Genomic DNA, 26,078 nt, shown 5'->3' on the forward strand with positions numbered 1-26,078 from the left:
GGCTGGATAAAACAGTAATATGTTATGCAGAGACGGTGTAGCCTTACGGCTACGCCGTTTTTGCTTTTTCTTTGTTTGGTCGCTCAACTACAACAGGCTGGAAGCGTTCCAGTGGTGGCAGTATCCCCACAAGATTGTAACTGATATGAATCCCCTGTCTGCGCTTGCCAGTGCTTTTGTCCGGTGCTTCCACAAATACCTTGATCACAAGGTCATTGAGGATGGCAGGGGTCAATGTTTCTAGGCTAGAGTACCGCTTGCACTTGGCAATGAAATCTTCTACCTGTGTGGTCTTTTGTTCCTGCTGATCAATCTCTTTTTCTAGCATTGTAATCATTTGCCGCAGTGTTTTCTGTTCCAGATCATATCCTCTTGACAACTGCATGAAGCGTTCATCCGTCAGCTTCCCACTAGCGTTGTCCTCATAGACTTTACGGAATAATACATCCAGATCATCTACACGCTTCTGAGACTGTGCTATTTGTTTCCGCTTGGCACTTAACTCTTTTTGGATTTCCGTGGAACGTTCTGCTTCGATGGACACCCGAAAGCTGTCCTCATACCGCTGTACAAAGCCAATCACATAGCGCATGTGCGCCAGTACCATTTCTTCCAGCACAACAGCACGGATGAAATGGGATGTACACGGGTCAACCGCTTTTTGCGAAGCAGAACACCGGAAATGGTCATGCCTTGTCTCAAAGTATCTGGTTGTGCAGTAATACAGCTTGCTCCCGCAATCAGCACAATGGGCAATGCCGCTGAACATATTGGTTTTACCAGTCTTAGATGGCCTACGCTTGTTCTAACGCAGCTGCTGGACGGTATCCCATACATCCTGTTCAATGATAGGCTGATGGGTGTTTTCAAATACCATTTGGTTTTCTTTCGGGTTCTTCCGCTGTTTCTTATTCCGAAAGGATTCCTTGTAGGTTTTAAAATTCACCGTATGCCCCAGATACTCTTTCCGTTCAAGGATATGAGCCACGGTACTGTCACACCATTTACATCGATCAGCGGGAACATCAGCAGGTGCGCTTCTGCCGTTTGACTTTGCATAAGCAGACGGTATCAGCACCCTGCGCTCAGATAATATCCGAGCAATTTTAGTGGGGCCGTTACCCTCCATGCAAAGCCGGAATATCTCACGAACAACCTCGGCGGCAGCTTCATCTACAATCCAGCGATTTTTGTCCTCTGGGTCTTTGATATATCCATAAGGCGGGAAGGTGCTAAGCGGTTTGCCGGATTGTCCTTTTGCTGTAAACACAGCTTTGATTTTCTTACTGGTATCTTTGGCGTACCATTCATTAATCACATTGCGGAATGCGATGAACTCACTGACGCCTTGATTACTGTCAACGCCATCATTGATAGCGATAAACCGAACACCTTTTTCCGGCAGTTGGATTTCGGTAAGCAGACCAACCTTCAAATAATCCCTGCCGAGCCTGCTCATGTCCTTGACTATTACAGTAGATACTTTTTCCTCATCAATTAGAGCAAGCATTTCATTCAGTCCGGGACGGTCAAAGGTAGTTCCTGATACCCCATCATCAATAAAGAAGCGAGTGTTGAGTAAGCGGTGTTCTTCTGCGTACTTTGAGAGAATTGATTTCTGATTCACAATGCTGTTGCTATCGCCTTGAAGTTCGTCATCACGAGATAGACGGCAATACAGGGCGGTGATTTGTTCAGGCTGCTGGTTCATAATTTTTCCATTTTCATCAACTTGATAGTTCAACGTTTTTCCTCCTGTTTTAAAATAGCACAAGTAAATTAGCCAAACGGTTCACTAATTCTCCAAGCCGATAACGATACCCCATAATAAAAGATGTATCGGAGATATAGATATCCTTTCTCCCCTTGGCTACCACTTACTCACTTGTTTTCGACCTGTCAAGCCCTGACGTAGTCAGCAAAGTTTAGGCTTGATGGGTCGGAACAAGTGAGTACACTCCAAACAAGGGAGAGAAGGATTTTGCTTCATATATTACCGTCTTAAAAAAGCTGTTTTCGGATAACTTAACACATTTTTTGTTGATACAGCTATAATAATTACTAAAAATATTTTAGGCTTTTGCCCACTCACAAAACATGATTTAAAAAAGGGGTATGGCGGAAGGTGGCTGGTGTATAGCCACTTCCTATGCTTGCTCTGCTTCCTGAATATTTTATTAACTTTAAAATAAAGCTTGACCTAAAGCGCACTTTATAGTGTATTCTTATTTATGAGGTGAAGAATATGGAATATATTGCGCATGAAGTGGCTGAGAAGTTGGGCATTACAGTTCCCACACTGCACTACTATGAAAAAGCTGGTTTGCTTCCATCAATAAAAAGAAATAGTGTAGGAAATAGAATATACACAGAAGAGAATATTGAATGGCTTTACATGATTGTGTTGATGCGGGAAGTTGGCGTACCGATTCGTGAAATACGCTCTTACATACAATTATTGTTGAAGGGCCCTGAAACAATCCCTGAACGCTATCAATTAGTAACGCAGTACAAGCAATCTGTAGAAGAAAAGATGAAGGCAATGCAAACTTCTTTAAAATGGCTGGGTGCTAAAGTGAATTTCTATCAGGAAATGATGGATACAGGGGAGAACAAGCCTTGCCGTACCTTTCTGGAGGAATCTGAACTTTTTAGGTTGAAGCAAGCGGAGGAGCAAAAATGAGAACTGTCTTAATAACAGGCACTACCAGTGGTATAGGCTATGCACTAAGTGAGCTTTTTGCTAAAAAAGAGTGTCATGTCATTTTGGTATCACGGAATGCTATGAAGCTATCCGCACAAAAACAAAAGCTGGAAAACGGAAATAACCGTATTGATACCATTACATGTGACCTTGAACAGACTAATGCTGCTGAAATAATATATAAATCTATTAAGCAGAACGGATGGCAAGTTGACATATTGGTAAATAATGCTGGCTTTAATGAAGCAGGGTTATTTTCTGAAACAGATGCCACATGCGAACAAGGCATGATAAATTTACATATCAATTTTGTAACCGATATGATGAAGTTGTTTATTCCTGAAATGATTCAGAATAGTCATGGACATATATTAAATGTTGGTTCAACCGGCTCCTACATTGCTTGCCCTAAAGATGCTGTCTATGCTGCTTCAAAAGCGTATATCCTTCATCTTTCAAAAGCGGTTCATGCTGAATTAAAAGGCACAGGTGTCACAGTAACAACGCTTTGCCCCGGCTCAACACGCACTGAATTTGCACATAAAGCAAAAATAGAACACACATTATTATTTAAGATATTCGTTATGTCTCCCCATAAGGTTGCGTTGTCCGGCTTGCGTGCTATGGAAAAGGGCAAGTCTGTCATAATACCAGGTCTTTATAATAAAATTTTAGTTTTATGTTCTCGATTATTGCCCTATTCCTTTATTGGCTGGATGACGAAAAAAATGTTATAGAAAAGGAGGATATCACCTTGCATTTACTCATCATAAATGGCAGTCCTCGCAAAAGTGGTGCTACCGCAAAAATTTTAACCTATATCCATGAAAAACTCTGCACAATGGATTCGGAACTTGAAATAACGCACATTGATTTAAGCAATTATAATTTAAAATTGTGTGTGGGTTGCATGGGCTGCTATAAAACTGGATATTGCTTTATTCAAGATGATGGAGTGGAAAGATTACGCAGTCTCATCGATCAATGCGATGGCTTGATTCTTGGAAGTCCAACCTATACCAGCAATGTATCCGGGTATTTAAAAATTCTAATGGATCGTGGGTATTTTATTTTTGAACAACTTCTTAGAAATAAACCATGTTTCTCTGTTATCACTTATGAGAATGCGGGTGGAAAAAAGGCACAAAAAATTCTAAATGAATTTATACACTATTCTGGTGGCTCGGTTAGCGGACATTATAGAAAAAAGCTGAATCACGGTTCAGAGGTATTAAACAAGGCAACTGAAAAAACCATAGATAGAAAATGTGCACAGTATTTGGTCAGAGCAAAAAGAACAATGTCTTTATCTGTTCTTGAAATTGTGATGAGAGCTATTGTTTTTCATGTAGGACTTCGCAGACATGCAATGAAAAATCCAGTTCGCTATAAAGCAGTTATTGATCGTTGGAATAACAAAGGCTATACCCAGACGAGATAGTCAAACGAAATCTAGAGACAGCATTAATTAAGAAAGTGTAACCAATTTTAGGGTAGTATAGTTTACTTAATTTGATAGAATAGAAAAAACTAAACCGGTTAAATGATAGGGGGATACATGTGAAACTGACGAATGATTTTATAGAGAGAAATATGCGGCAGTTTCACCGATATGCACTAAGAACCCTTCATTACGCAGCTCTCACCGCCTACTATGAGCGGCTGCGGTTAGGGAAAAATACAATCACATTTTCAAGTCTATCCTTTCAAGAAACCCGTCTCCTTTATCGTATTGATCAGCACTTTACTGACGATACTATCTTCAATGTATTGGATTATGAAATTATTGTACAAGACAATAATCTGGCTAACGCATTAAACTGTCTGCCAGAGCAGGGACGTAATATCATTCTGCTCAAATACTTTCTTGGGTGGACAGACAGAAAAATCGGAGAGGCTTTTTCAAGTTATGACTCTTCAACACGCAAACGTCGGTTAGCGGCATTAAGGGTTCTACGGATAATATATGAGGAACAAAACGGTGAGTAAAGGAAAATACATACATTTTGATACTTTAGTATCAGCTAAGACAGGTGATATCGTGGCTATTCAAGACATTTTAAATCAATTTCGTGGATATATCATAAGCCGCTCTCTGCGAACGGCTTACCGACCGGACGGCTCACTCTACCAATATATTGACACCGATGTTCAGCACAAAATGGAAACCGACTTAATTGAGGCCATCTATAAATTTGAGATTCGTTAAATTTTTCATTTCATACATAACAGGTATTCGTCTTTATTACTGTTAATAAAAGGTGCCAAAATAAAGGTTTAATTGGTCTGTCATCGGAGTTTGATTCGGTACTGGACGATTCCCCTTCTAAGGAATAGATAAGTAAAACTGTAGCAATTTAGAACATGAAAAAAGCTAGTAACGGCAAAGCAAAACCGTTACTAGCTTTTTTGTAGACAATCCATGTTGGCGGCTGGTATTAGTCAAATGTTTTGGATTACTGTTTTATCCAGTGTCGCCATAAATAGGAGGGCTTTTTTCTGTATTACTACTAAAAATAAACTGTACTAATTATAATTAAAAATTTCCAGCGTTAATTTCCGCTTTTACTACAGAAAATCCTTTCACATTCTTTGGAAATACTGTATAATGTTTGGTGGTGTTAGTAATGATAAAAATTCGAGGTGTTACTTTTGGCAAATGAAGCAACGCAAGAATTATTTCAAGTGCTTGATAATACAGCTATTATCTTGCAAAATGAGCTTGAAATAAGCTATTTGGAAGCGGTTTATGAAACAGGAGAAAATCTGTTTCAAAAAGAAGTTTTACAAAAAGAAGAGTTGTCTTCTGAAAAACAATTGAAATTACAAGAGTCCTATGAAAGTATAGAACTCGAAAATTTCTCAAATGAAGAAATACGCAAAGGTCTTCAGTTAGCACTACTAAAAGGCATGAAACACGGTATTCAAGTTAATCACCAAATGACACCAGATTCGATCGGATTTATTGTGGCATACTTACTTGAAAAAGTGATTCAAAAAAAGAAAAATATTTCTATTTTGGATCCAGCCTGTGGAACAGCGAACCTTTTAACTACTGTGATAAACCAACTAGAACTAAAAGGCGACGTAGAAGTTCATGCGAGTGGTGTGGATGTAGATGATTTGCTTATTTCACTTGCATTAGTAGGCGCGGATTTACAGCGACAAAAAATGACTTTACTTCATCAAGACGGGTTAGCTAATTTATTAGTAGATCCAGTAGATGTCGTAATTAGTGATTTGCCAGTTGGCTACTATCCAGATGATGAAAATGCAAAAACATTTGAACTTTGCCGTGAAGAAGGGCATTCATTTGCACATTTCTTATTTATTGAACAAGGAATGCGCTACACAAAGCCAGGAGGATATTTATTCTTCTTGGTACCTGACGCAATGTTTGGGACTAGTGACTTTGCTAAGGTGGACAAGTTTATCAAGAAAAACGGTCATATTGAGGGAATTATTAAATTACCTGAAACACTGTTTAAGTCTGAACAAGCACGAAAAAGCATCTTGATTTTACGAAAAGCGGACGTAGATGTAAAGCCGCCAAAAGAAGTTTTACTGGCCAATCTCTCTTCGCTAACAGATCCGAGCGTAACTGCACCGATTTTAGCTGAAATTGAGAACTGGTTCAAGGGAAACAATAATGGAAGGAATTGACAAAAACAAAATGGAAAAAACGATTGCAATTAACGCCGGAAGTTCTTCACTGAAATTCCAATTATATGATATGCCATCTGAACGTGTTATTACAGCAGGTATTGTAGAAAGAATTGGCTTGAAAGATTCTATTTTTACAATTACTGTAGACGGAGAAAAAATCAAAGAAATTATTGATATTCCTGATCATGAAATTGCCGTTCAAATGCTACTTGAAAAATTAATTAATCACAAAGTTATCGGTTCTTACGATGAAATTACTGGAATTGGTCACCGTGTTGTTCATGGTGGAGAAAGATTCCCTGAATCCGTTTATATTGATGACCAAGTAATTAAAGATATTGAAGCTCTATCTGAACTTGCGCCACTTCATAATCCGGCAAACGTTACTGGAATTAAAGCTTTCCGTAAAATTTTACCTGACGTTGTTTCAGTGGCTGTTTTCGATACAGCATTCCACCAAACAATGCCTCCAGCAAGCTACCTTTACAGCTTGCCGTACAGCTACTATGAAGATTATGGTATCCGTAAATACGGTTTCCATGGTACAAGTCACAAATATGTATCCGAACGCGCTGCAGAACTTCTAGGTCGTCCTGTAGAAGAATTACGTTTACTAACTTGTCACCTTGGTAATGGTGCTAGTATCGCTGCAATCGAAGGCGGAAAATCAATGGATACTTCCATGGGATTCACACCACTAGCTGGCGTTTCTATGGGAACTCGTTCTGGTAACATTGACCCAGCGCTTATTCCTTTCATCATGGAAAAAACTGGCAAAACAGCAGAACAAGTACTTGATGTCTTAAACAAAGAATCCGGTATGCTTGGTGTATCTGGTATTTCAAGTGACCTTCGTGATTTAGAAGATGAAGCAGCAAAAGGAAACGACCGCGCGGAACTTGCACTTCAAGTTTTCGTTGACCGTATCCATAAATACATTGGTTCTTATGCAGCTCGCATGAACGGTGTAGATGCAATTATCTTCACAGCTGGTATCGGTGAAAATAGTTCTTATATCCGTGAAAAAGTACTTCGTGGACTTGAATTCATGGGCGTATACTGGGATCCAGCACTTAACCAAGTGCGCGGAGAAGAAAGATTCCTTAACTACCCACACTCCCCAGTAAAAGTTATCATCATTCCTACAAACGAAGAATTAATGATTGCTCGTGATGTAGAAACAATTAAACAAAACCATTAAAATAAAAAAAACTCGCTCTTGAATTTCAAGAGCGAGTTTTTTTATTTAGCTTTATTCTTTATAATCAGGAACATCATTACGAACTACAAGCACATCACAAGGGGAGTGGCGAATAATATATTCAGATACACTACCAATTAATAAACGTTCTACAGCGTTTAGACCAGTAGCACCACACATAATTAAGTCAGCTTGGAATGCTTTTGCTGCTTCTTTTGTGATGGCTGTTTTTGGCGAGCCGTATTCGATATAGCTTTCTACTTTAGTTACGCCTGCTTTTAAAGCATCTTCTTTATAGCCGCTAAGTAATTCATCCGCATATTCAGTCGCTTTGTCAGCCATGCTTGTATCATAATTGGCTACGGACGAGAAAGCACGTGTATCAATAACATGTACAAGACCAAGTGCAGCATCATTACGATTAGCCACTTGTATTGCTTTTTGGAAAGCTCTTTCTGCTTCTTTGGATCCATCAACTGCTACTAAAACTCTTTCGTATTGTTGTAACATAATAATTCCTCCAATCAAAATATGTATCTACTATATTTATATTTTACCCTTTTTTTCCTAAAAGAACCATAAATTGGAAAATAAATTAAGAAACCATGAAAATCCTTTACTTTTGTAATAATTCTTTTGTTTAAATTTAAGTTAGTTAATTTTTTACAATTTAGGTATATTGTGTTAGCATGGGGGTGTGGAAAATCTTTTATAGTCTATTATACCTATACCAAGGAGAGTGATTTTGATGTTGATCGGCGTACCAAAAGAGATAAAAAATAATGAGAATAGGGTGGCAATGACTCCGGCGAGTGTTTTTTCCTATGTAAACGCAGGGCATACTGTATACGTGGAAAAAGGCGCGGGAAGTGGCTCTAATTATCAAGACGCTGATTTTGTGCAAGCGGGGGCAAAAATTGTCGAAACAGCAAAAGAAGCTTGGGACGTAGATATGGTTGTAAAAGTAAAAGAACCCATTGCATCCGAGTATACATATTTTAAAGAAGGCTTATTACTTTTCACATATTTACATTTAGCGAATGAACCAACTCTTGCGAAAGCTTTGCTAGAGAGTAAAGTAAACAGTGTGGCTTATGAAACAGTAGAACTTGCTGATCATACACTACCACTACTTTCTCCGATGAGTGAAGTTGCAGGAAGAATGGCGGCTCAGATTGGTGCACAATTTTTACAAAGAACAAATGGCGGCATGGGCGTGTTGCTTGGTGGTGTTCCTGGCGTTGAAAAAAGTGAAGTTGTTATTATTGGCGGCGGAATCGCTGGAACAAATGCAGCAAAAATTGCCGTAGGTCTTGGCGCTAATGTTACAATACTAGATATGAATTTAAAACGACTTCGCCAATTGGATGACATTTTCGGCAACCAAGTACAAACTTTAATGTCGAATGATTTTAATATTGAATTAGCTGTCAAAAAAGCGGATTTAGTTATAGGAGCAGTATTAATCCCAGGCGCAAAAGCACCAAAATTAGTTAAGGAACATGTTATTAAACAGATGATTCCTGGCTCGGTTCTTGTTGATATTGCAATTGATCAAGGCGGAATTTTTGAAACTACCGACCATGTTTCCACACATGATGATCCAACATATGAAAAATATGGAGTGCTTCATTATGCAGTTGCTAACATGCCAGGAGCAGTTCCGCGGACATCTACGCTAGCGCTAACAAATGCAACATTACCGTTTGGATTAAAACTTGCAAATGATGGATTAGAAGAGGCTGTGAAAAAAGATCCTTACCTGTTACGTGGTTTAAATACGTATCAAGGTCACATCACGTATAAAGCCGTTTCGGATTCTCTCGACTTACCATATACAAATAGTGCAGAATTAATTTAATAAAAAAAGCAAACTTCCGCGTGGAAGTTTGCTTTTTTGTTATTTGATAACTTGTAAAGTTTTCGGGAATTCAGTTAGTACCTGAACACCATCTTTTGTAACAACTAAATCATCTTCAATACGAACCCCAGCGACTCCTGGAACGTAAATACCTGGTTCAATTGTAAATACCATATTTTCTTGCAGTTCCATGTTGTTTGTTTCTGTAATGGAAGGGAACTCGTGTACACTAGCTCCTAGTCCGTGACCAAGACGATGTGGGAAATAATCGCCGAAACCTGCTTCACGAATAATATTTCTAGCAGTTAAATCAATTTCGCTTGCTTTTATGCCAGCTTTTACTTTATCAACCGCAGCTACTTGAGCTTCTAAAACAGTATCGTAAATCTTTTTCTGTTCATCAGTAATATCGCCAAATGCAACTGTGCGCGTAATATCTGAACAATAACCTTTATGAACTACTCCTAAATCAAATAAAACTAAATCACCTTTTTTGATTTTTGTTTCTCCGGGAGTTCCGTGTGGTAGGGCGCCGTTTTTACCAGTGAGTACCATTGTATCAAATGACATGGCTGTAACGCCTTTTTTCTTCATTTCATATTCGATTTTAGCAACGATTTCCGCTTCTGTTTTACCTTCTGCGATTTCATCAACACCGACTTGGACAGCGTAATCAGCTAATAAAGCAGCTTCTTTTAAAATTTTAAGTTCTGCTTCTGTTTTTATAAGGCGGATTTGTTCAATTTTATGTTCAATCGGAATGAATGAGCTGCCAGAGAAAAGTCCTGCTAATTGTTCGTAACGGTCGACACTCATATGTTTTTTCTCAATGGCAAATTTACTTGGATTTGCTACACGTTTTTTGATTTCATCTGCAATAATTTTGAATGGGTTTTCGGTATCGTTATAACCGTATGCCGGGTGGGACCAATCGCCGCCGCGTACATCTTCTACTTCAAGTGCTGGCGTGAATAAAAACGGTTCGCTTTCCGGGAAAACAGCTAGCCCTAGCACGCGTTCATGAGGCTCACTATGATAACCTGAAAAATAAGCGATGTTTTCTGGGTCTGTGATAAATGCCACTTCGGCACCTTGGTCTTTTAGCCAGTTTTGTAAGACATCAATATTTTTTTCCATTTTTGTACCTTCTTTCCAATTGATTTCTCTACAATGATAACATGCAACGGAAATATTTTGGTAATAAACACCTCCTAGTTTACGAGGTGTTATATATTAGTTTATAATAATAGTGGTACAATAATACACATAGAATAATTAATCAGGAAGGAAGTTTTTTAACATGAAGATTTCATTTCATGGTCAGTCTTGTATTAAAATTATCACTGGGAATACGACTATTCTAGTTGATCCATTTATTTCTGGTAATGAAAAATGTGATTTAAAAGCAGAAGAGCAAATGCCAGATTTTATCGTTCTGTCGCATGGGCATGACGATCATGTCGGTGATACAGTTGAAATTGCTAAAAATTCAGGAGCAACTGTTATCTGTAATGCAGATTTAGCTTCATTTTTAGCGGTAGAAGATGGGCTTGAGAACATTGCGCCAATGCATATTGGTGGGAAAAGACAGTTTGATTTTGGACAAGTGAAGTTGACACAAGCATTTCACGGTTCGCAAACAGTGCGTGATGGGCGTATAATTAACCTTGGTTTTCCAACAGGAATCGTTTTTACAATAGAAGGTAAAAATATTTATTTTGCTGGAGATACTGGTTTGTTTTCTGATATGAAATTAATTGGAGAATTAAATCCGTTAGATGTTGCGTTCTTACCGATTGGCGATAATTTTACCATGGGTCCAGAAGACGCGGCGATTGCGGCACGTTTTTTACAAGCAAAACTAGTTATTCCAATGCATTACAATACATTTCCGTTGATTGAGCAAGATCCACATCAATTTGTTGCGTCGCTTGATGAAGGTATTTCCGGAAAAGTACTTGAAATTGGGGAAGGTATCGAAATCTAACAAAATAGGAATGGGTGAACGAGTCGTGGCCACAAAACATGAACAGATTTTAAAATACATTGAAAATCTTGCAGTTGGCGAAAAAATATCTGTGCGGAAAATCGCGAAAAACCTGTCAGTAAGTGAAGGTACTGCTTACCGGGCAATTAAAGATGCGGAAATAATTGGGTTTGTTTCTACTATTAAACGAGTAGGTACGCTTCGAATTGAGCGGAAACAAAAAGATAGCATCGAGAAATTAACTTTTGCTGAGATTGTTAATATGATTGATGGGCAAGTGCTTGGCGGTCGTGCTGGGTTATATAAATCGCTCAATAAGTTTGTTATTGGTGCGATGACCGTGGAGGCAATGGAACGCTATACGGATGCCGGTAACTTATTAATCGTCGGAAATAGGGTGAGTGCACATGAACTTGCTTTAAAACGCGGTGCTGCGGTACTTATTACTGGTGGTTTTGATACGGACGACGAAGTAAAACAGTTGGCAGATGAGAAGGAATTACCAATTTTGTCAACGTCTTATGATACTTTTACAGTTGCGACGATGATTAACCGGGCGATTTACGATCAATTGATTAAAAAAGAAGTTGTTTTCGTAGAGGACATTTTAACGCCGCTTGAAACAACTGCTTATTTGTCCACATCAGATAAAGTGGAAGATTGGCATAAAATGGAGGAAGCAACCGGGCATAGTCGTTTTCCTGTCGTAAATCGGGCGATGCGACTAACTGGTATGGTTACGAGTAAAGATATTTTAGAAAAAAATCCGAGCATTTCGATTGAACGAGTGATGACTAAAAATCCACTAACTGTTGGTCCAAAAATGAGTGTTGCATCAGTGGCACATATGATGATCTGGGAAAGTATCGAAGTCATCCCCGTTGTCAAAGATGATTTAACTTTAATCGGCATCGTTAGTAGACAAGACATTTTGAAATCGATGCAAATGATTCAAAAACAACCACAAGTCGGCGAAACGATTGACGATACGATTGCAAATCAACTTTCCGAAAAAGCAGATACGGGCGAAGAGGCAGATTACGAATTTAAAGTGAGTCCACAAATGACTAATTCACTTGGGACATTATCGTATGGTGTATTTACCCAAGTGGTCTGCGAAGTTGTGCAGCAAAAACTATTTTCTATGAAAAAACGTAATGTCGCGATTGAAAATGTAACGATGTATTTTCTAAAACCTGTTCAAATGGATGCGACAATCGTTATTAAACCACGAATTCTGGAAATGGGACGTAAAGCTGGGAAGTTAGATGTAGAGCTTTATTTAGAAGGGATTTTGACCGGAAAAGCTATAGTCGCTTGTCAAATGATGGAACGTTAAAAAGAAACAGAGGCGAAACAATGAAAAGTGAGATTTTACAACAAATAAAACAATATGAAACGATTATTTTGCATAGGCATGTACGACCTGACCCAGATGCATACGGTTCGCAAATGGGACTTGCAGAAATTATCCGAGCTAGTTTTCCTGAGAAAAAAGTCTACTCGGTTGGGAATGATGAAGTGTCGCTCCAATTTCTAGGTGCAGTAGATGAAATAGCCGATGAAGTATATAAGGATGCGCTTGTAATTGTGTGTGATACCGCGAATCAAGAGCGGATTTCAGATGGTCGGTTTAACCTCGGTAAAGCACTAATCAAAATCGATCACCATCCAAATGACGATGCGTATGGTGATTTACTTTGGGTTGATACGACTGCTTCTTCTTGTAGCGAAATGATTGCTGCTTTTTGGGAATCATTTTCAGAAGAGTTAATTCTAAATGAAACAGCTGCAAGACTCCTCTATGCTGGAATTGTTGGTGATACTGGACGGTTCTTGTATCCAAGTACAACAGAAGAAACTTTACTTCTATCTTCGTATTTAGTAACATTTCCGTTTGATCGTCCGGCGCTTTACCGTGAATTATATGAGCTACCAAAAAATACGGTGAAGCTTTCAGGGTATATTTTGCAAAACTTTGTCATGGATAAAAATGGCGCTGCAACCGTTTATTTAAGTGATACGCTTTTGAGAGAGTTTGAAGTAGATCCGCGCGACGCTTCCGCACTTGTATCTTGCATCGAAAATGTGGAAGGAATTAAGGCGTGGATTATGTTCATTCAAGAAGGCCCGGTTTTCAGAGCGCGGTTACGTTCAAAAGGACCAGTTATTAATGAACTAGCCAAAGAATACGGTGGAGGCGGACATCCGCTTGCTTCTGGCGCGACTCTTCATAATGAAGAAGAAATAAAAGAAATGACAGCAAAACTTGCGCGCATCTGTGCGGCTAAATAAACAAGAAATAAAGCCAGTTTAACTAACTGGCTTTATTTTTTATATAAAAACGCGAACACACTTTCTTTTTTTTAGCTTAACCGATATAATGGAAAAAGAGAGTTTTGAAAGGAGAGAGGATAGTGGGGTTTGTTCATTTACAAGTTGCGAGTGCTTATGATTTGCTTTCTAGTACAGCATCAATCGATAAGTTAATCGCTAAAGCAAAAGAATACCATTATCCAGCCTTAGCAATTACGGATAAAAATGTACTTTACGGAGTAGTCGAGTTTTATCAAAAATGTTTAGCGGCGGATATAAAACCAATTATCGGGATGACGGTGACAATACAAGGTTACTTAAATCCAATTAATTCATATGAGTTGATATTAATTGCGGAATCAACCGCTGGATATCATGAGTTATTAAAAATCGCGAGTGCCATTCAAACGCGGGAAGAAGGTCCCGAATTACCGCAAAGTTGGCTACGTGCGTACAGCAGTAATTTAATTGCCATTTCACCCGGCGCCAAAGGAGAAGTAGAGCGTCTTCTTATGGAAGAAAATCGCGACGGGGCACTAGAAGTTTACGAGAACTTAGTCAGTATTTTTGGCAAAGAATCCGTTTATTTATCAGCCCAAAAAGAAAACCCACGTCTTTTTGCCAAAATAGAAGCTTTTTCAGCAGAAGAAAAGGCTCCTGTTGTTGCAACGAAAGATGTCCAATATATGGAGCCAAAAGATGCTCAGGCTAAAGAAGTTTTGACTGCGATACGTGACAATCGGACTGTGGATTGGGCGACATTGCCACTCGCAGGCCCGAATTATTTTACTTCACAAGCTGAAATGGAGCGTGACTGGCAAACTGGTTTCGAAAAACAGGCATGTCTCGAAACAGAGAAATTAGCCGAACGCTGCCACGTTGAAATTGCCTTAGAACAGCATTTATTGCCAAGATTTCCGTTAAATGAAGAACAAAACGCACCTGATGTTTTAAGAGAAACGGCTTATGCTGGCTTAAAAGAGCGGAATTTATTAGCAAAAGAATACCAAGAACGGCTAGATTATGAGCTAAAAGTTATTACGGAGATGGGATTTGCGGATTATTTCCTAATTGTTTGGGATGTTATACGTTATTCTCGAGAAGCAGGAATTTTAACTGGACCAGGTCGGGGTTCTGCAGCAGGATCGCTTGTTTCCTATGCGCTTAGAATTACCGACGTCGATCCAATTCGTTATAACTTGCTATTTGAACGATTTTTAAACCCAGAACGAATAACGATGCCCGATATTGATTTAGATTTTCCAGATAATCGCCGGGATGAAGTGATTTCTTATGTTGTATCGAAATACGGCGAGGCGCATGTTGCCCAAATTGGCACATTCGGAACATTAGCGGCTAAAGCGGCGATTCGTGATACGGCCAGAAGCTTTGGCTTGAATTCAGTACTTTTATCAGAATGGTCGAAGTTAATTCCGAGTCAATTAGGCATTACTTTACAAAAAGCTTTACAAGAAAGTCCTCGCTTAGAAAATCATATTAAAAGTTCCAAAGAAAACGAAATGATATGGGAAGTAGCTTGCCAACTCGAAGGTTTACCGCGCCACATTTCGACGCACGCTGCCGGGATTGTTATTAGCGATAAGCCACTCGTCGAACAGGTTGCGCTTCAATTAGGTAGCGGGGATGCTAGATTGACCCAGTTTGCTATGGGGGAATTAGAAAAAATCGGCTTACTTAAAATGGATTTTCTTGGACTTAGAAATCTAAGTTTATTAGATCGTGTTTTAAAATCAGTTAATTATAATAGAGAAACGCCATTAACTTTAGCAGATATTTCTTTGGAAGATAAAAAAACTTTAAAACTCTTCCAAACCGGTGACACGACAGGTGTTTTCCAATTTGAATCGGATGGTATTCGCCGCGTACTTCGGAAACTAAAGCCGACTTCTTTTGAGGATGTTGTGGCCGTGGACGCGCTTTATCGCCCAGGTCCAATGGAACAAATTGATACTTTCATCGCCAGAAAACATGGGAAAGAAAAAATCCAATACCCACATCCAGATTTAGCACCTATTTTAGAAGTGACTTACGGCGTTATCGTATACCAAGAACAAATTATCCAAGTAGCGAATCAAATGGCTGGTTTTTCACTTGGGGAAGCAGATTTATTAAGACGAGCTGTCAGCAAGAAAAAAGCGGATGTTTTAAACGAGCAGCGGATTCATTTTGTTGAAGGAGCTAAAAGTAAAGGTTATTCAGAGAGTAGTGCTAACCAAGTTTATGATATGATTGTCCAATTCGCGAACTACGGGTTTAACCGAAGTCACGCAGCTGCTTACTCGAAAATCGCTTTTCAATTGGCCTATTTAAAAGCCCATTATCCAGCAGCATTTATGTCATCACTTCTTAGTTCTGTTTTTGGAAATGATGACAAAATTTCTCAATATATCACAGAAGCAAAGAACTACGGTATCAACATGTTAGCGCCGAGCATTAATCATAGTAATTACTACTTTCAAATGGAAAACGAGACCTCGATTCGTTATAGTTTCCGTGTTATTCGAAAAGTACCAACGAAATTTATTTTAGAAATCATCAATGAACGAAAAAAAGCGCCTTTTAAAGACTTCTTTGATTTTTGTGAAAGAATGCCACATAAAATGCTTTCAGAAACTGTTCTAGAAGCGCTTGTTTTTTCTGGTTGTTTTGATGAATTTGGCGAAGACCGGGCAACTATTTTAGCAACAATAGATGCAGTACTGCAATACATTTCATTACTCGGAGAAGATTCAAAAGGGATGAATCTTTTTGCGGAAGATGACGATTTTTTGAAAAAAATGAAACCAGGTTACCGGAAAACCGCACCAATTTCGATTGATGAAAAGCTAGAAAAAGAAAAACTATATACAGGTCAATATGTTTCGGCACATCCTGTATCTTATTACCAAAATAAATTACAAAACCTTGCTATTACAAGATTAGCAAGTGTTAGCTCTGGGAACATTTATCAAGTTGCAGCCTATGTTCATGAGGTGAAATCAATTCGAACTAAAAAAGGTGAAACGATGTGTTTTTTGACTATTAGTGATGAATCAAAGGAACTAAGTGCAGTTATGTTTCCTGAAAGCTACCGAAAATACGCGAATTTTGCTCAAAAAGGGGAAATTCTTTTTCTTAAAGTGAAGGCAGATATGAGGAATGGCGAACTTCAATTAATCATCAATGAAGCCCAAGACTTAAAAGAAATAAAAGCTCCGGTAAGACTATTTTTAAAAGTCACGGAATCACTGCAAATGGAACAAATAAAACCGATTTTAGCGCGTCATAAAGGGGACAGTAAAGTCATTATTCACCAAGCGATAACTAAACAAACAACTGAACTAAAAAATATTCAAGTTAAACCGTCAAATGAGTTGCAAGAAGCGCTAGTAGAGTTGCTTGGTAAAGAGAATGTGGTGTTTAAGTAATCTTAGACTTTCTATATTTATAGAAAGTATGTTATAGTTTAACGTGGAAAACAATACTGCGCAGTCTGTCCATTTTGATTCGGATAGACTGGCATTTTGTCTTCTTGTGGGAAAATGCGGTTGAAATATGTTTCACGTCTTTATTCATTTTTCATTTATATAACATTAAAATCGTTATGAACCACAATAGAAAGCGTAAATGGGGAGGGTTATCCTTGCTAGGAGACTTGTTTACAAAACCAAAAAAGAGAAAATATGCCACAATTCCTTCTGATGGGACGAAAGCGGATGTTCCAGAAGGTATTATGACAAAATGTCCAGAATGCAAAAAAATAATGTATACCAAAGAATTGCAAAAGAATCTTATGGTATGTAATTATTGTGGTTTTCACCATCCAATTGGAGCAACAGCTAGAATTGATATGTTAGTTGACGAAGGTTCGTTTGAAGAACTTGATGCTAATTTAACAACGGCAAATCCACTTGGTTTTGAAAATTATATGGATCGAATTGAGAAAGATAAGCAGAAGAGTGGTTTGAATGAAGCGATTGTTACTGGTCATGCTACCATTGACGGTAATCCGCTTGTGATTGCTGTTATGGACTCGCGCTTTAGAATGGCGAGTATGGGTTCAGTAGTTGGCGAAAAAATCCTTCGCGGGGTAGAAGAAGCCGATAAAACAAATAAACCATTTGTTATTTTCACAGCTTCTGGTGGCGCGCGTATGCAGGAAGGAATGCTTTCCTTAATGCAAATGGCAAAAACTTCTGCAGCATTTAAACGGTTTAGCAATCACGGTGGTCTTGTCATTACTGTGATGACACATCCAACAACAGGTGGTGTTTCGGCTAGTTTCGCATCACTTGGAGACTATAATTTTGCAGAACCAGGCGCACTTATTGGTTTCGCAGGACGAAGAGTTATTGAGCAAACTGTTCGTGAAGAACTACCAGAAGATTTCCAAACAGCGGAATTCTTATTAAAACATGGACAACTAGATGACTGTATTTCACGCCTTGATTTAAAAAATAAATTAAGCTTTATTTTAAAAATCCATGTGAAAACACCTGAAGCTGGAGGTGAATCTGATGGCGAATGAAATGGAATTTGAGAAACCAATTTTAGAATTAAAAAGTAAAATTGCAGACTTAAAAGAATACAATGAAACATCAGATGTAGACTTAACGAATGAAATCGAGAAGTTGGAGAAGCGTCTAGCTAAATTAGAAGCAAGCATTTATAGTAATATGACTGCTTGGGACAAATTTCAAGTGGCTCGTCATCCAGAACGACCTACAACACTTGATTATATCTCGCTTTTATTCGAAGACTTTATGGAACTTCACGGCGACCGGACATTTGGAGATGACGCTGCAATAGTTGGTGGAATTGCTACTTTTAAAGGCACTCCAGTCACAGTTATTGGTCACCAACGCGGTAAAGATACTAAAGATAATTTACATCGTAATTTTGGTATGCCGCATCCTGAAGGCTTCCGCAAAGCGCTTCGTTTAATGAAACAGGCAGATAAATTTGGTCGACCAATTATTTGCTTCATTGATACTAAAGGAGCTTATCCAGGTCGCGCTGCAGAAGAACGTGGTCAAAGTGAAGCGATTGCTAGAAACCTTTATGAAATGAGCGATATGAAAGTACCAATTATTTCTATTGTTATTGGTGAAGGTGGAAGTGGCGGTGCGTTAGCTCTTGGCCTTGGTAACCAAATTTTCATGTTAGAGAATGCTGTTTTCTCTGTTATTTCACCAGAAGGCGCTGCAGCAATTTTATGGAAAGATGCAAGTCTAGCCAAAAAAGCAGCGGAGTCTATGCGAATTACAGCAGGAGATTTATACGAATTAGGTATTACTGATGGGATTATTCCTGAAGTAAAAGGCGGTGCTCATCGCGATTTAGCAGCACAAGCAGAAGAAATTAATAAAACTATCACGAAATCCCTTCATGCATTAATGGCCTTTTCTGAAGAGCAACTAATTGAGCAACGTTACGATAAATTCAAAAAAATCGGCGTTTACGAAACTTTATAAAGTCCAAAAGAAGATGATTCTCTTATTTTTAAGGAATCATCTTCTTTTTATATAGTAATGTAGAAAAGAAAGTTTATAAGTTCACAAGTATAGACCAATTAAAGTGTTATTTAGGTAGAAAGCCATTTTGCGGGTGAAATGGAATAGACCGATATGAAAAAGCGCATGTGCAAGCGGTTACGCTTTAAAAAAGTGTTCTGTTGGAGCTTTTCATTTGACCTTTTTTCATGTAGAATAAACACATGTGATGAAAAACAATATCATTGTCTGAGGTGGTAAGTAAAATGAAACGAATTGCAATTTTAACAAGTGGAGGAGACGCTCCAGGAATGAATGCAGCCACTCGCGCTGTTGTACGGAAAGCAATCTATGAAGGACTTGAAGTTTACGGTATTAACTATGGCTTTTTAGGGCTAGTCAATGGCGATATTCGTAAATTAGAATTAGGTTCAGTTGGTGATTTACTTCACCGTGGGGGAACTTTCCTCTATTCTGCAAGATATCCTGAATTCGCTACAGAAGAAGGACAACTTAAAGGAATTGAACAATTGAAAAAACATCAAATCGATGGCTTAGTTGTTATCGGTGGAGATGGTTCTTATCACGGCGCGGAAGCACTTACAAAACGTGGATTCCCAACTATTGGTATCCCAGGAACAATTGATAATGATATTTCTGGAACTGATTTTACTATTGGTTTTGATACAGCGCTAAACACTGTGCTTGATGCACTTGATAAAATCCGCGATACAGCGACAAGTCATGAACGTACTTTCATTATTGAAGTAATGGGTCGTGACGCAGGTGATATCGCACTTTGGTCTGGCCTTGCTGGTGGCGCTGAAGCTATCATCGTTCCAGAAGAAAGCTTTAACATGGACGATGTTGTGGATCGTTTAAACAAAGGTCGCGAACGTGGTAAAAAACATAGTATTATTGTAGTTGCTGAAGGAGTTATGTCTGGTAACGAGTTTGCCAAACAACTAGCTGAATATGGCGATTATCATGCACGTGTAACTGTTCTTGGACATGTTCAACGTGGTGGTAGCCCAACTGCATTTGACCGTGTACTTGCAAGTCGTCTTGGTGCGCGCTCAGTAGAATTATTGCTAGAAAACCGCGGAGGATTAGCTGTTGGAATCCGTGAAAATAGAATTGTCGAAAATAATATTGGTGAAATTTTAAAAGAAAAACACACTCTTGATCAAAAATTATTTGATCTTGCATCTATTTTGTCGATTTAAAACGGCTGAAGAGCTGGCTGCCATGACAAAGCATGGTAGCCTTTCTTTGTGAAAAATTTTAGTAACGTATTAAAAATAGACTTTGAGAAAAAAGAGAAGTCAATTGTTAATCAAGCATGCTGTAACAAACTGGAAAACGTTTTCTTGTTATCGTTACCATGCTTCACAATTGCGCTCTTATTCACAAACTTACTTGTTTTGCAAGGTTGTGACTGGTAAAATAGGTAATATATGTTTATAATGAATACGAATGAATAGCTAAGTTCTAGGAGGAGTAATAACATGAAAAAAACGAAAATTGTTTGTACAATTGGTCCTGCAAGTGAGTCAGTTGACACATTAGTTCAGTTGATCGAAGCAGGAATGAACGTTGCACGTCTTAATTTCTCTCACGGAGATTTTGAAGAGCACGGTGCGCGTATTGTAAATATCCGTGAAGCATCGAAAAAAACTGGCAAACAAGTTGCTATCTTACTTGATACAAAAGGTCCAGAAATCCGTACAAACGACATGGTCGGCGGAAAATTAGAATTCCAAACAGGTGACGTTGTACGTGTATCTATGACTCCTGTTGAAGGAACAAAAGAAAAATTCTCTGTAACTTACGGAGAACTTTATGATGACGTAGAAATTGGTTCTTCCATTTTACTTGATGACGGTTTAATCGGTCTTGAAGTAATCGAAAAAGACGAAGCTAATCGCGAACTAGTAACTAAAGTACTTAACCCAGGTGTACTTAAAAATAAAAAAGGTGTTAACGTACCGAATGTTTCTATCAACCTACCAGGAATCACAGAAAAAGATGCTGCTGATATCCGCTTCGGTTTAGAACAAGGTATTGACTTTATCGCTGCATCTTTCGTACGTCGTGCTACAGATGTTCTTGAAATTACTAAAATTTTAGAAGAGCATAACGCAACTCACGTACAAATCATTCCTAAAATCGAAAACCAAGAAGGCGTTGACAACATCGACGAAATCTTACAAGTATCTCAAGGCTTAATGGTTGCTCGTGGTGACCTAGGCGTTGAAATTCCAGCTGAAGAAGTTCCGATTGTACAAAAAGAACTTATCAGAAAATGTAATAAACTTGGTAAACCTGTTATTACTGCTACACAAATGCTTGATTCCATGCAACGTAACCCACGTCCAACTCGCGCTGAAGCAAGTGACGTAGCGAATGCGATTTTTGATGGAACTGATGCTATTATGTTATCCGGTGAAACAGCTGCTGGGGATTATCCAGTAGAAGCAGTTAAAATGATGGCGAAAATCGCTGTTCGTACTGAGGAAGTTCTAGTTGCTCAAGATAAATTTGCACTTAAACTTCATGAAAATACAGATATGACAGAAGCTATCGGTCAAGCAGTTGGCCATACTGCGAAAAACCTAAACGTTCAAACTATCGTTGCTGCGACTCAAAGTGGTCACACAGCTCGTATGATTTCTAAATACCGTCCAAAATCTCATATCGTTGCTGTAACATTCAACGAACATGTATATCGCGGATTAGCTCTTTCTTGGGGCGTATATCCTCGTCTAGCTACTCCAGTTAGCAATACAGACGAAATGTTCGACCTTGCAGTAAAAGAATCTCTTGCTTCTGGTGTTGCGAAACAAGGCGATCTAATCATCATCACTGCTGGTGTTCCAGTTACAGAAAGTGGAACAACAAACGTTATGAAAATCCAATTAATTGGTGAAAAAGTAGTTAAAGGCCAAGGTATTGGCAGCAAATCAGTTATTGGTAAAGCAGTAGTTGCTAAATCCAATGCAGAAGCTCTTCAAAAAGCAGAAGAAGGCGGAATCTTAATCGTTAAAACAACTGATAAAGAAATCCTTCCTGCATTCGAGAAAAGTGCTGCAGTTGTTGTCGAAGAAGGCGGCTTAACTAGCCACGCAGCAGTTGTTGGAATCAACCTTGGCATTCCTGTCATCGTTGGCGCTAAAGACGCAACATCCCTTGTAAAAGACGGTGAAATCATCACTGTTGATTCTCGTCAAGGTGTTGTATATAACGGCAAAACAGCAACTCACTAAAATTAACCTTTCTAAAAAGCGTCCCGCTAGCGGGGCGCTTTTTTTGTGTCTACGCTTGTATTGTTTTTCGATTGCGCCAAAATAGGTTATAATAGTCATTAAGTATTGGAGTTGATTTTATGAGAAAATTTATTCTTTATTGGGCTTTATATGGCTTAATAGAATTGATTATGTATGTTTGGCTATTCCAAGTAATCGGTTTTTGGCCACTTCTTTTTATTCAAATAGCTTCGAGCGCCTTTGGTATTTTTATTTTCAAACGCCTTGGAGGCAACCTTTTCCGGAATTTACGTGATGGACGAACAGTAGCACCATATTTATTAGATAGCCTATGCTTTTTTATCGCGGGTTTCCTATTAATTATTCCAGGAGTTATTACCACTATTTTAGGGCTAGTTATTTTTATCCCGTTTTCTCGTAAACTATTAAAACCTAAATTAACGAAATGGCTTGGAAACCAAAAGAAACACACACAATATTATTATTTTGATATGTAATTGAAACCTCTATGGGAAAAAACTTTCTATAGAGGTTTAGTTGAAAAAAGGGTAATTCATTTTCCTTATGGCATTTTAGTATTACTATAAGGTATGTTTATGATATAATAATTGTTATCTCGCTTCCTAGATGCGTGATATTGAAAGGTGACTTAGTATGTTTACGGAAAGTATGTTGTTTTTACTTCTTTTTTTACTTCTTGGACTTATAGCAAAAAATAATTCGCTTATTATTGCGGTAGCTGTCGTTATTTTATTAAAGTTATTTCACGTCGATGGTAAAGCAATGGAACTGATTCAAGCTAAAGGAATTAATTGGGGCGTAACGATTATTACTGTTGCTATCTTAATTCCAATCGCGACTGGTCAAATCGGTTTTAAAGATTTAATTGATTCTTTTAAATCGGCAGCTGGCTGGATTGGTCTTGGGGCAGGAATTGCTGTTTCTATTTTAGCGAAAAAGGGTGTAGGCTATATGGCCGTTGATCCACAAGTAACTGTTTCACTTGTATTTGGAACGATTTTAGCAGTAGTACTGTTTAGAGGGATTGCTGCTGGACCGGTAATTGCAGCGGGTATTGCGTATATGGCAATGCAGTTAGTTGCATTCATAAAATAAATACATAAGTAAAAAAGGATAAAAGGAGGAAACGAAATGACGTTATCTAAAGGGTTGGAAAATGTATATGTTGCTGAGACTTCCATTAGTTCTATTATTGATGATATGTTAACGTACGTTGGTTACGGTATTGATGATTTGATGGAAAATAATGCTTCTTTTGAAGAAGTGATTTACTTATTATGGCATTTACGTTTGCCAAATAAAGAAGAATTTAAAAAGTTTAAATTAGAAATCCAAGAAAATATGGCAGTATCTGAAACCATTATTACAAGTTTAAGAATGCAAAATCATCAAAAATTGCATCCAATGAGCGTTTTAAGAACAACGGTATCGATGTTAGGTGTGTTTGACACCGAAGCAGAATTAGATGACGGGGAAGCTGTTTACCGAAAAGGGCTACGTCTTCAAGCGAAAATGCCAACGATTGTTGCTGCTTTTTCAAGAATTCGTCGCGGACTTGATCCCATTCCGCCAAGAGAAGATTTAAATATGGCAGCAAATTTCCTTTATATGATTACAGGGGAAGAAGCGGATGAGTTATCGGTAGAAGCAATGAACAAAGCGCTAGTACTGCACGCAGACCATGAGTTTAATGCATCTACATTTACAGCTCGAGTTTGTGTGGCAACGCTTTCGGACGTTTATTCTGGTGTAACATCTGCTATTGGTGCGCTAAAAGGCCCACTTCATGGTGGTGCGAACGAACGTGTATTTGATATGTTAGAAGAAATCGATGCAGCTGGCGATGTACGTAATTATATCCAAGAAAAAATCGATACTAAACAAAAAATCATGGGCTTTGGTCACCGAGTTTATCGAGGTGGGGATCCGCGTGCTCAACATTTACGTGAAATGTCTAGAAAATTAACTGCTGAAAAAGGCGAAGAAAAATGGTTTGATATTTCACTGCAAGTAGAAGAAGCTGTTTGGGAATTAAAACATTTAAAACCTAATGTTGACTTTTACTCTGCTTCCGTTTACCACGCGCTTGGGATTGACCGCGATTTATTCACGCTAGTATTTTCTGTTAGCCGTGTTTCTGGTTGGTTAGCACACATTTTTGAACAATATCGTGATAATCGTCTTATTCGTCCACGTGCTATCTACGTTGGACCTGAAAATAGAAGTTATTTACCTGTAGAAGAACGAATTTAATGGAGGAGGAACAAGTTTTATGAGTCAAAAAATTCAAGTAGAAAATGGTGTTTTAAAAACACCGAACAACCCAGTCATTCCTTTTATTGAAGGAGATGGAACAGGTCCAGACATCTGGGCAGCTGCAAAACGCGTTTTAGATGCGGCAGTAAAAAAAGCTTACAATGGCGAAAAAGAAATTGCTTGGAAAGAAGTTCTGGCTGGCGAAAAAGCATTTAAACAAACTGGTGAATGGCTTCCACAAGAGACACTAGATACAATTGATGAGTATTTAATTGCTATCAAAGGACCGCTTACAACACCAATTGGTGGCGGTATTCGCTCTCTAAACGTCGCTTTACGCCAAGAGTTAGATTTATATGTATGTTTACGTCCAGTTCGTTATTTCAAAGGTGTTCCGTCACCAGTAAAACGTCCTGAAGATACTGATATGGTCATTTTCCGTGAAAATACAGAAGATATTTATGCGGGAATTGAATTTAAAGAAGGTAGCGCAGAATCGAAAAAATTAATTGATTTCTTAAAATCGGAGTTTGGCGTGGATAAAATTCGTTTCCCGGAAACTTCTGGTATTGGGATTAAACCAATTTCAAAAGAAGGAACAGAGCGTTTAGTCCGTTCAGCGATTGAATATGCGATTAAAGAAGGACGTAAATCTTTAACACTTGTACACAAAGGAAATATCATGAAATTCACTGAAGGAGCTTTCAAAAACTGGGGCTATGATTTATGTGAACGCGAATACGGCGATAAAGTATTTACTTGGAATGAGTATGACCGTATCAAAGAAGCAGAAGGTACAGAAGCTGCTGATGCAAAACAAAAAGAAGAGCTTGCTGCTGGGAAAATATTAGTAAAAGATTCGATTGCAGATATTTTCTTACAACAAATCCTCACTCGTCCAGCTGAATTTGATGTAGTAGCTACGATGAATTTAAATGGAGATTACATTTCTGATGCCCTTGCTGCTCAAGTAGGTGGAATTGGAATTGCTCCTGGAGCGAACATTAATTATTTAACTGGTCATGCGATTTTTGAAGCAACACATGGTACTGCTCCAAAATATGCTGGTCTTGATAAAGTCAATCCATCTTCTGTTATTTTATCTGGAACATTACTACTTGAACATATTGGCTGGGGTGAAGCAGCAGCACTCATTAACCACTCTATGGAAAAAACTATCGCTGCAAAAACCGTAACATATGATTTCGCTAGATTAATGGATGGAGCTACAGAAGTTAAATGTTCGGAATTTGCGGACGAGTTAATCAAAAACTTCTAAAATAAGTCAATTTTAAACGATAAAACTAG

The 26,078-nt window shown here is 38.4% G+C and carries 24 protein-coding genes; 20 read left to right on the forward strand and 4 right to left on the reverse strand.

Features of this window, described 5'->3' with window-relative positions:
• Positions 1–49: 49 nt before the first annotated feature.
• Positions 50–769, reverse strand: coding sequence for a DUF4368 domain-containing protein (locus AC4PG0_RS00600; RefSeq protein WP_492167675.1), 720 nt, complete (start codon positions 767–769; stop codon positions 50–52).
• 36 nt (positions 770–805) lie between these two features.
• Positions 806–1,744 (reverse strand): recombinase family protein, encoded by a 939-nt coding sequence (locus AC4PG0_RS00605; RefSeq protein WP_033532989.1) that lies wholly within the window; start codon positions 1,742–1,744, stop codon positions 806–808.
• Between the two features lie 501 nt (positions 1,745–2,245).
• Between AC4PG0_RS00605 and AC4PG0_RS00610 the strand changes: the two genes are divergently transcribed.
• The 7 genes from AC4PG0_RS00610 (at position 2,246) to AC4PG0_RS00640 (ending at position 7,571) form a co-directional block, all read left to right on the forward strand.
• On the forward strand, positions 2,246–2,683 hold the full coding sequence (locus AC4PG0_RS00610) for a MerR family transcriptional regulator (protein ID WP_003772018.1): 438 nt from the start codon (positions 2,246–2,248) through the stop codon (positions 2,681–2,683).
• Positions 2,680–3,441 carry an SDR family NAD(P)-dependent oxidoreductase gene (locus AC4PG0_RS00615; RefSeq protein ID WP_003736721.1) on the forward strand — a complete coding sequence of 254 codons (762 nt, stop codon included), beginning with the start codon at positions 2,680–2,682 and terminating at the stop codon, positions 3,439–3,441. Before AC4PG0_RS00610 ends, AC4PG0_RS00615 begins: the two co-directional genes overlap by 4 nt.
• Before the next feature lie 17 nt (positions 3,442–3,458).
• Positions 3,459–4,145 carry a flavodoxin family protein gene (locus AC4PG0_RS00620; RefSeq protein WP_012581252.1) on the forward strand — a complete coding sequence of 229 codons (687 nt, stop codon included), beginning with the start codon at positions 3,459–3,461 and terminating at the stop codon, positions 4,143–4,145.
• A 119-nt stretch (positions 4,146–4,264) separates the two neighbouring features.
• Entirely contained in the window at positions 4,265–4,693 is a 429-nt protein-coding gene (locus AC4PG0_RS00625; RefSeq protein WP_003772013.1) for an RNA polymerase sigma factor sigma-70 region 4 domain-containing protein, read from the forward strand.
• Positions 4,686–4,913 carry a helix-turn-helix domain-containing protein gene (locus AC4PG0_RS00630; protein ID WP_003772011.1) on the forward strand — a complete coding sequence of 76 codons (228 nt, stop codon included), beginning with the start codon at positions 4,686–4,688 and terminating at the stop codon, positions 4,911–4,913. The genes AC4PG0_RS00625 and AC4PG0_RS00630 overlap by 8 nt, the downstream gene beginning before the upstream one ends.
• 443 nt (positions 4,914–5,356) lie before the next feature.
• Positions 5,357–6,367, forward strand: coding sequence for a class I SAM-dependent methyltransferase (locus tag AC4PG0_RS00635; protein WP_033838198.1), 1,011 nt, complete (start codon positions 5,357–5,359; stop codon positions 6,365–6,367).
• A 10-nt stretch (positions 6,368–6,377) separates the two neighbouring features.
• Entirely contained in the window at positions 6,378–7,571 is a 1,194-nt protein-coding gene (locus tag AC4PG0_RS00640; RefSeq protein ID WP_010991613.1) for an acetate kinase, read from the forward strand.
• 51 nt (positions 7,572–7,622) lie between these two features.
• Here AC4PG0_RS00640 and AC4PG0_RS00645 read toward each other — a convergent pair whose 3' ends face one another.
• Positions 7,623–8,081 (reverse strand): universal stress protein, encoded by a 459-nt coding sequence (locus AC4PG0_RS00645; protein ID WP_003762459.1) that lies wholly within the window; start codon positions 8,079–8,081, stop codon positions 7,623–7,625.
• A gap of 238 nt (positions 8,082–8,319) precedes the next feature.
• Here AC4PG0_RS00645 and ald point away from each other — a divergent pair, with 238 nt between their 5' ends.
• Entirely contained in the window at positions 8,320–9,432 is a 1,113-nt protein-coding gene (gene ald, locus AC4PG0_RS00650) for an alanine dehydrogenase (protein WP_045554208.1), read from the forward strand.
• A 39-nt stretch (positions 9,433–9,471) separates the two neighbouring features.
• Here ald and AC4PG0_RS00655 read toward each other — a convergent pair whose 3' ends face one another.
• Entirely contained in the window at positions 9,472–10,569 is a 1,098-nt protein-coding gene (locus tag AC4PG0_RS00655) for a M24 family metallopeptidase (protein ID WP_003762457.1), read from the reverse strand.
• A gap of 163 nt (positions 10,570–10,732) precedes the next feature.
• Between AC4PG0_RS00655 and AC4PG0_RS00660 the strand changes: the two genes are divergently transcribed.
• From AC4PG0_RS00660 to icd, 12 genes are all read left to right on the forward strand, one after another.
• Entirely contained in the window at positions 10,733–11,419 is a 687-nt protein-coding gene (locus tag AC4PG0_RS00660) for a metal-dependent hydrolase (RefSeq protein WP_003772005.1), read from the forward strand.
• A gap of 25 nt (positions 11,420–11,444) precedes the next feature.
• Positions 11,445–12,758 (forward strand): CBS-HotDog domain-containing transcription factor YtoI, encoded by a 1,314-nt coding sequence (gene ytoI, locus AC4PG0_RS00665; RefSeq protein WP_010991612.1) that lies wholly within the window; start codon positions 11,445–11,447, stop codon positions 12,756–12,758.
• Between the two features lie 20 nt (positions 12,759–12,778).
• Positions 12,779–13,714 (forward strand): DHH family phosphoesterase, encoded by a 936-nt coding sequence (locus AC4PG0_RS00670; protein WP_492167676.1) that lies wholly within the window; start codon positions 12,779–12,781, stop codon positions 13,712–13,714.
• Positions 13,715–13,836: 122 nt separating this feature from the next.
• Positions 13,837–17,163: a DNA polymerase III subunit alpha gene (gene dnaE / locus AC4PG0_RS00675; protein ID WP_492167967.1), complete on the forward strand. Its 3,327-nt coding sequence runs from the start codon at positions 13,837–13,839 to the stop codon at positions 17,161–17,163.
• Between the two features lie 215 nt (positions 17,164–17,378).
• A complete protein-coding gene (gene accD / locus AC4PG0_RS00680; RefSeq protein ID WP_010991609.1) occupies positions 17,379–18,263 on the forward strand; it encodes an acetyl-CoA carboxylase, carboxyltransferase subunit beta in 885 nt (294 codons plus the stop codon).
• Complete coding sequence (locus AC4PG0_RS00685; RefSeq protein WP_003771994.1) at positions 18,253–19,209, forward strand: acetyl-CoA carboxylase carboxyltransferase subunit alpha; 957 nt, start codon at positions 18,253–18,255, stop codon at positions 19,207–19,209. The genes accD and AC4PG0_RS00685 overlap by 11 nt, the downstream gene beginning before the upstream one ends.
• Before the next feature lie 284 nt (positions 19,210–19,493).
• On the forward strand, positions 19,494–20,453 hold the full coding sequence (pfkA, locus tag AC4PG0_RS00690; protein ID WP_003762450.1) for a 6-phosphofructokinase: 960 nt from the start codon (positions 19,494–19,496) through the stop codon (positions 20,451–20,453).
• 282 nt (positions 20,454–20,735) lie between these two features.
• Positions 20,736–22,493: a pyruvate kinase gene (gene pyk, locus AC4PG0_RS00695; RefSeq protein WP_003771992.1), complete on the forward strand. Its 1,758-nt coding sequence runs from the start codon at positions 20,736–20,738 to the stop codon at positions 22,491–22,493.
• A gap of 119 nt (positions 22,494–22,612) precedes the next feature.
• The gene (locus AC4PG0_RS00700) at positions 22,613–22,990 is read left to right on the forward strand and encodes an FxsA family protein (RefSeq protein ID WP_003762447.1); all 378 of its coding nucleotides are present in this window, start codon (positions 22,613–22,615) and stop codon (positions 22,988–22,990) included.
• Positions 22,991–23,147: 157 nt separating this feature from the next.
• On the forward strand, positions 23,148–23,609 hold the full coding sequence (locus tag AC4PG0_RS00705; protein ID WP_003762446.1) for a DUF441 domain-containing protein: 462 nt from the start codon (positions 23,148–23,150) through the stop codon (positions 23,607–23,609).
• 36 nt (positions 23,610–23,645) lie between these two features.
• Positions 23,646–24,767 (forward strand): citrate synthase, encoded by a 1,122-nt coding sequence (gene citZ, locus AC4PG0_RS00710; protein ID WP_003771989.1) that lies wholly within the window; start codon positions 23,646–23,648, stop codon positions 24,765–24,767.
• A gap of 19 nt (positions 24,768–24,786) precedes the next feature.
• Positions 24,787–26,049: an NADP-dependent isocitrate dehydrogenase gene (icd, locus tag AC4PG0_RS00715; protein WP_003771987.1), complete on the forward strand. Its 1,263-nt coding sequence runs from the start codon at positions 24,787–24,789 to the stop codon at positions 26,047–26,049.
• The last annotated feature ends 29 nt before the right edge of the window (positions 26,050–26,078 follow it).

It is taken from the genome of Listeria sp. MAN/IMW/UF464, assembly GCF_058683955.1.

Bases quoted from the DNA above. Each gene is read 5' to 3' on its own strand.
- AC4PG0_RS00670 (WP_492167676.1), top strand. From the start codon at position 12,779: ATGAAAAGTGAGATTTTACAACAAATAAAACAATATGAAACGATTATT.
- AC4PG0_RS00660 (WP_003772005.1), top strand. From the start codon at position 10,733: ATGAAGATTTCATTTCATGGTCAGTCTTGTATTAAAATTATCACTGGG.
- citZ (WP_003771989.1), top strand. From the start codon at position 23,646: ATGACGTTATCTAAAGGGTTGGAAAATGTATATGTTGCTGAGACTTCC.
- AC4PG0_RS00600 (WP_492167675.1), bottom strand. From the start codon at position 769: ATGTTCAGCGGCATTGCCCATTGTGCTGATTGCGGGAGCAAGCTGTAT.
- AC4PG0_RS00615 (WP_003736721.1), top strand. From the start codon at position 2,680: ATGAGAACTGTCTTAATAACAGGCACTACCAGTGGTATAGGCTATGCA.
- AC4PG0_RS00655 (WP_003762457.1), bottom strand. From the start codon at position 10,569: ATGGAAAAAAATATTGATGTCTTACAAAACTGGCTAAAAGACCAAGGT.
- ald (WP_045554208.1), top strand. From the start codon at position 8,320: ATGTTGATCGGCGTACCAAAAGAGATAAAAAATAATGAGAATAGGGTG.
- pfkA (WP_003762450.1), top strand. From the start codon at position 19,494: ATGAAACGAATTGCAATTTTAACAAGTGGAGGAGACGCTCCAGGAATG.
- AC4PG0_RS00700 (WP_003762447.1), top strand. From the start codon at position 22,613: ATGAGAAAATTTATTCTTTATTGGGCTTTATATGGCTTAATAGAATTG.
- AC4PG0_RS00610 (WP_003772018.1), top strand. From the start codon at position 2,246: ATGGAATATATTGCGCATGAAGTGGCTGAGAAGTTGGGCATTACAGTT.
- AC4PG0_RS00685 (WP_003771994.1), top strand. From the start codon at position 18,253: ATGGCGAATGAAATGGAATTTGAGAAACCAATTTTAGAATTAAAAAGT.
- AC4PG0_RS00645 (WP_003762459.1), bottom strand. From the start codon at position 8,081: ATGTTACAACAATACGAAAGAGTTTTAGTAGCAGTTGATGGATCCAAA.
- icd (WP_003771987.1), top strand. From the start codon at position 24,787: ATGAGTCAAAAAATTCAAGTAGAAAATGGTGTTTTAAAAACACCGAAC.
- AC4PG0_RS00640 (WP_010991613.1), top strand. From the start codon at position 6,378: ATGGAAAAAACGATTGCAATTAACGCCGGAAGTTCTTCACTGAAATTC.
- pyk (WP_003771992.1), top strand. From the start codon at position 20,736: ATGAAAAAAACGAAAATTGTTTGTACAATTGGTCCTGCAAGTGAGTCA.
- AC4PG0_RS00705 (WP_003762446.1), top strand. From the start codon at position 23,148: ATGTTTACGGAAAGTATGTTGTTTTTACTTCTTTTTTTACTTCTTGGA.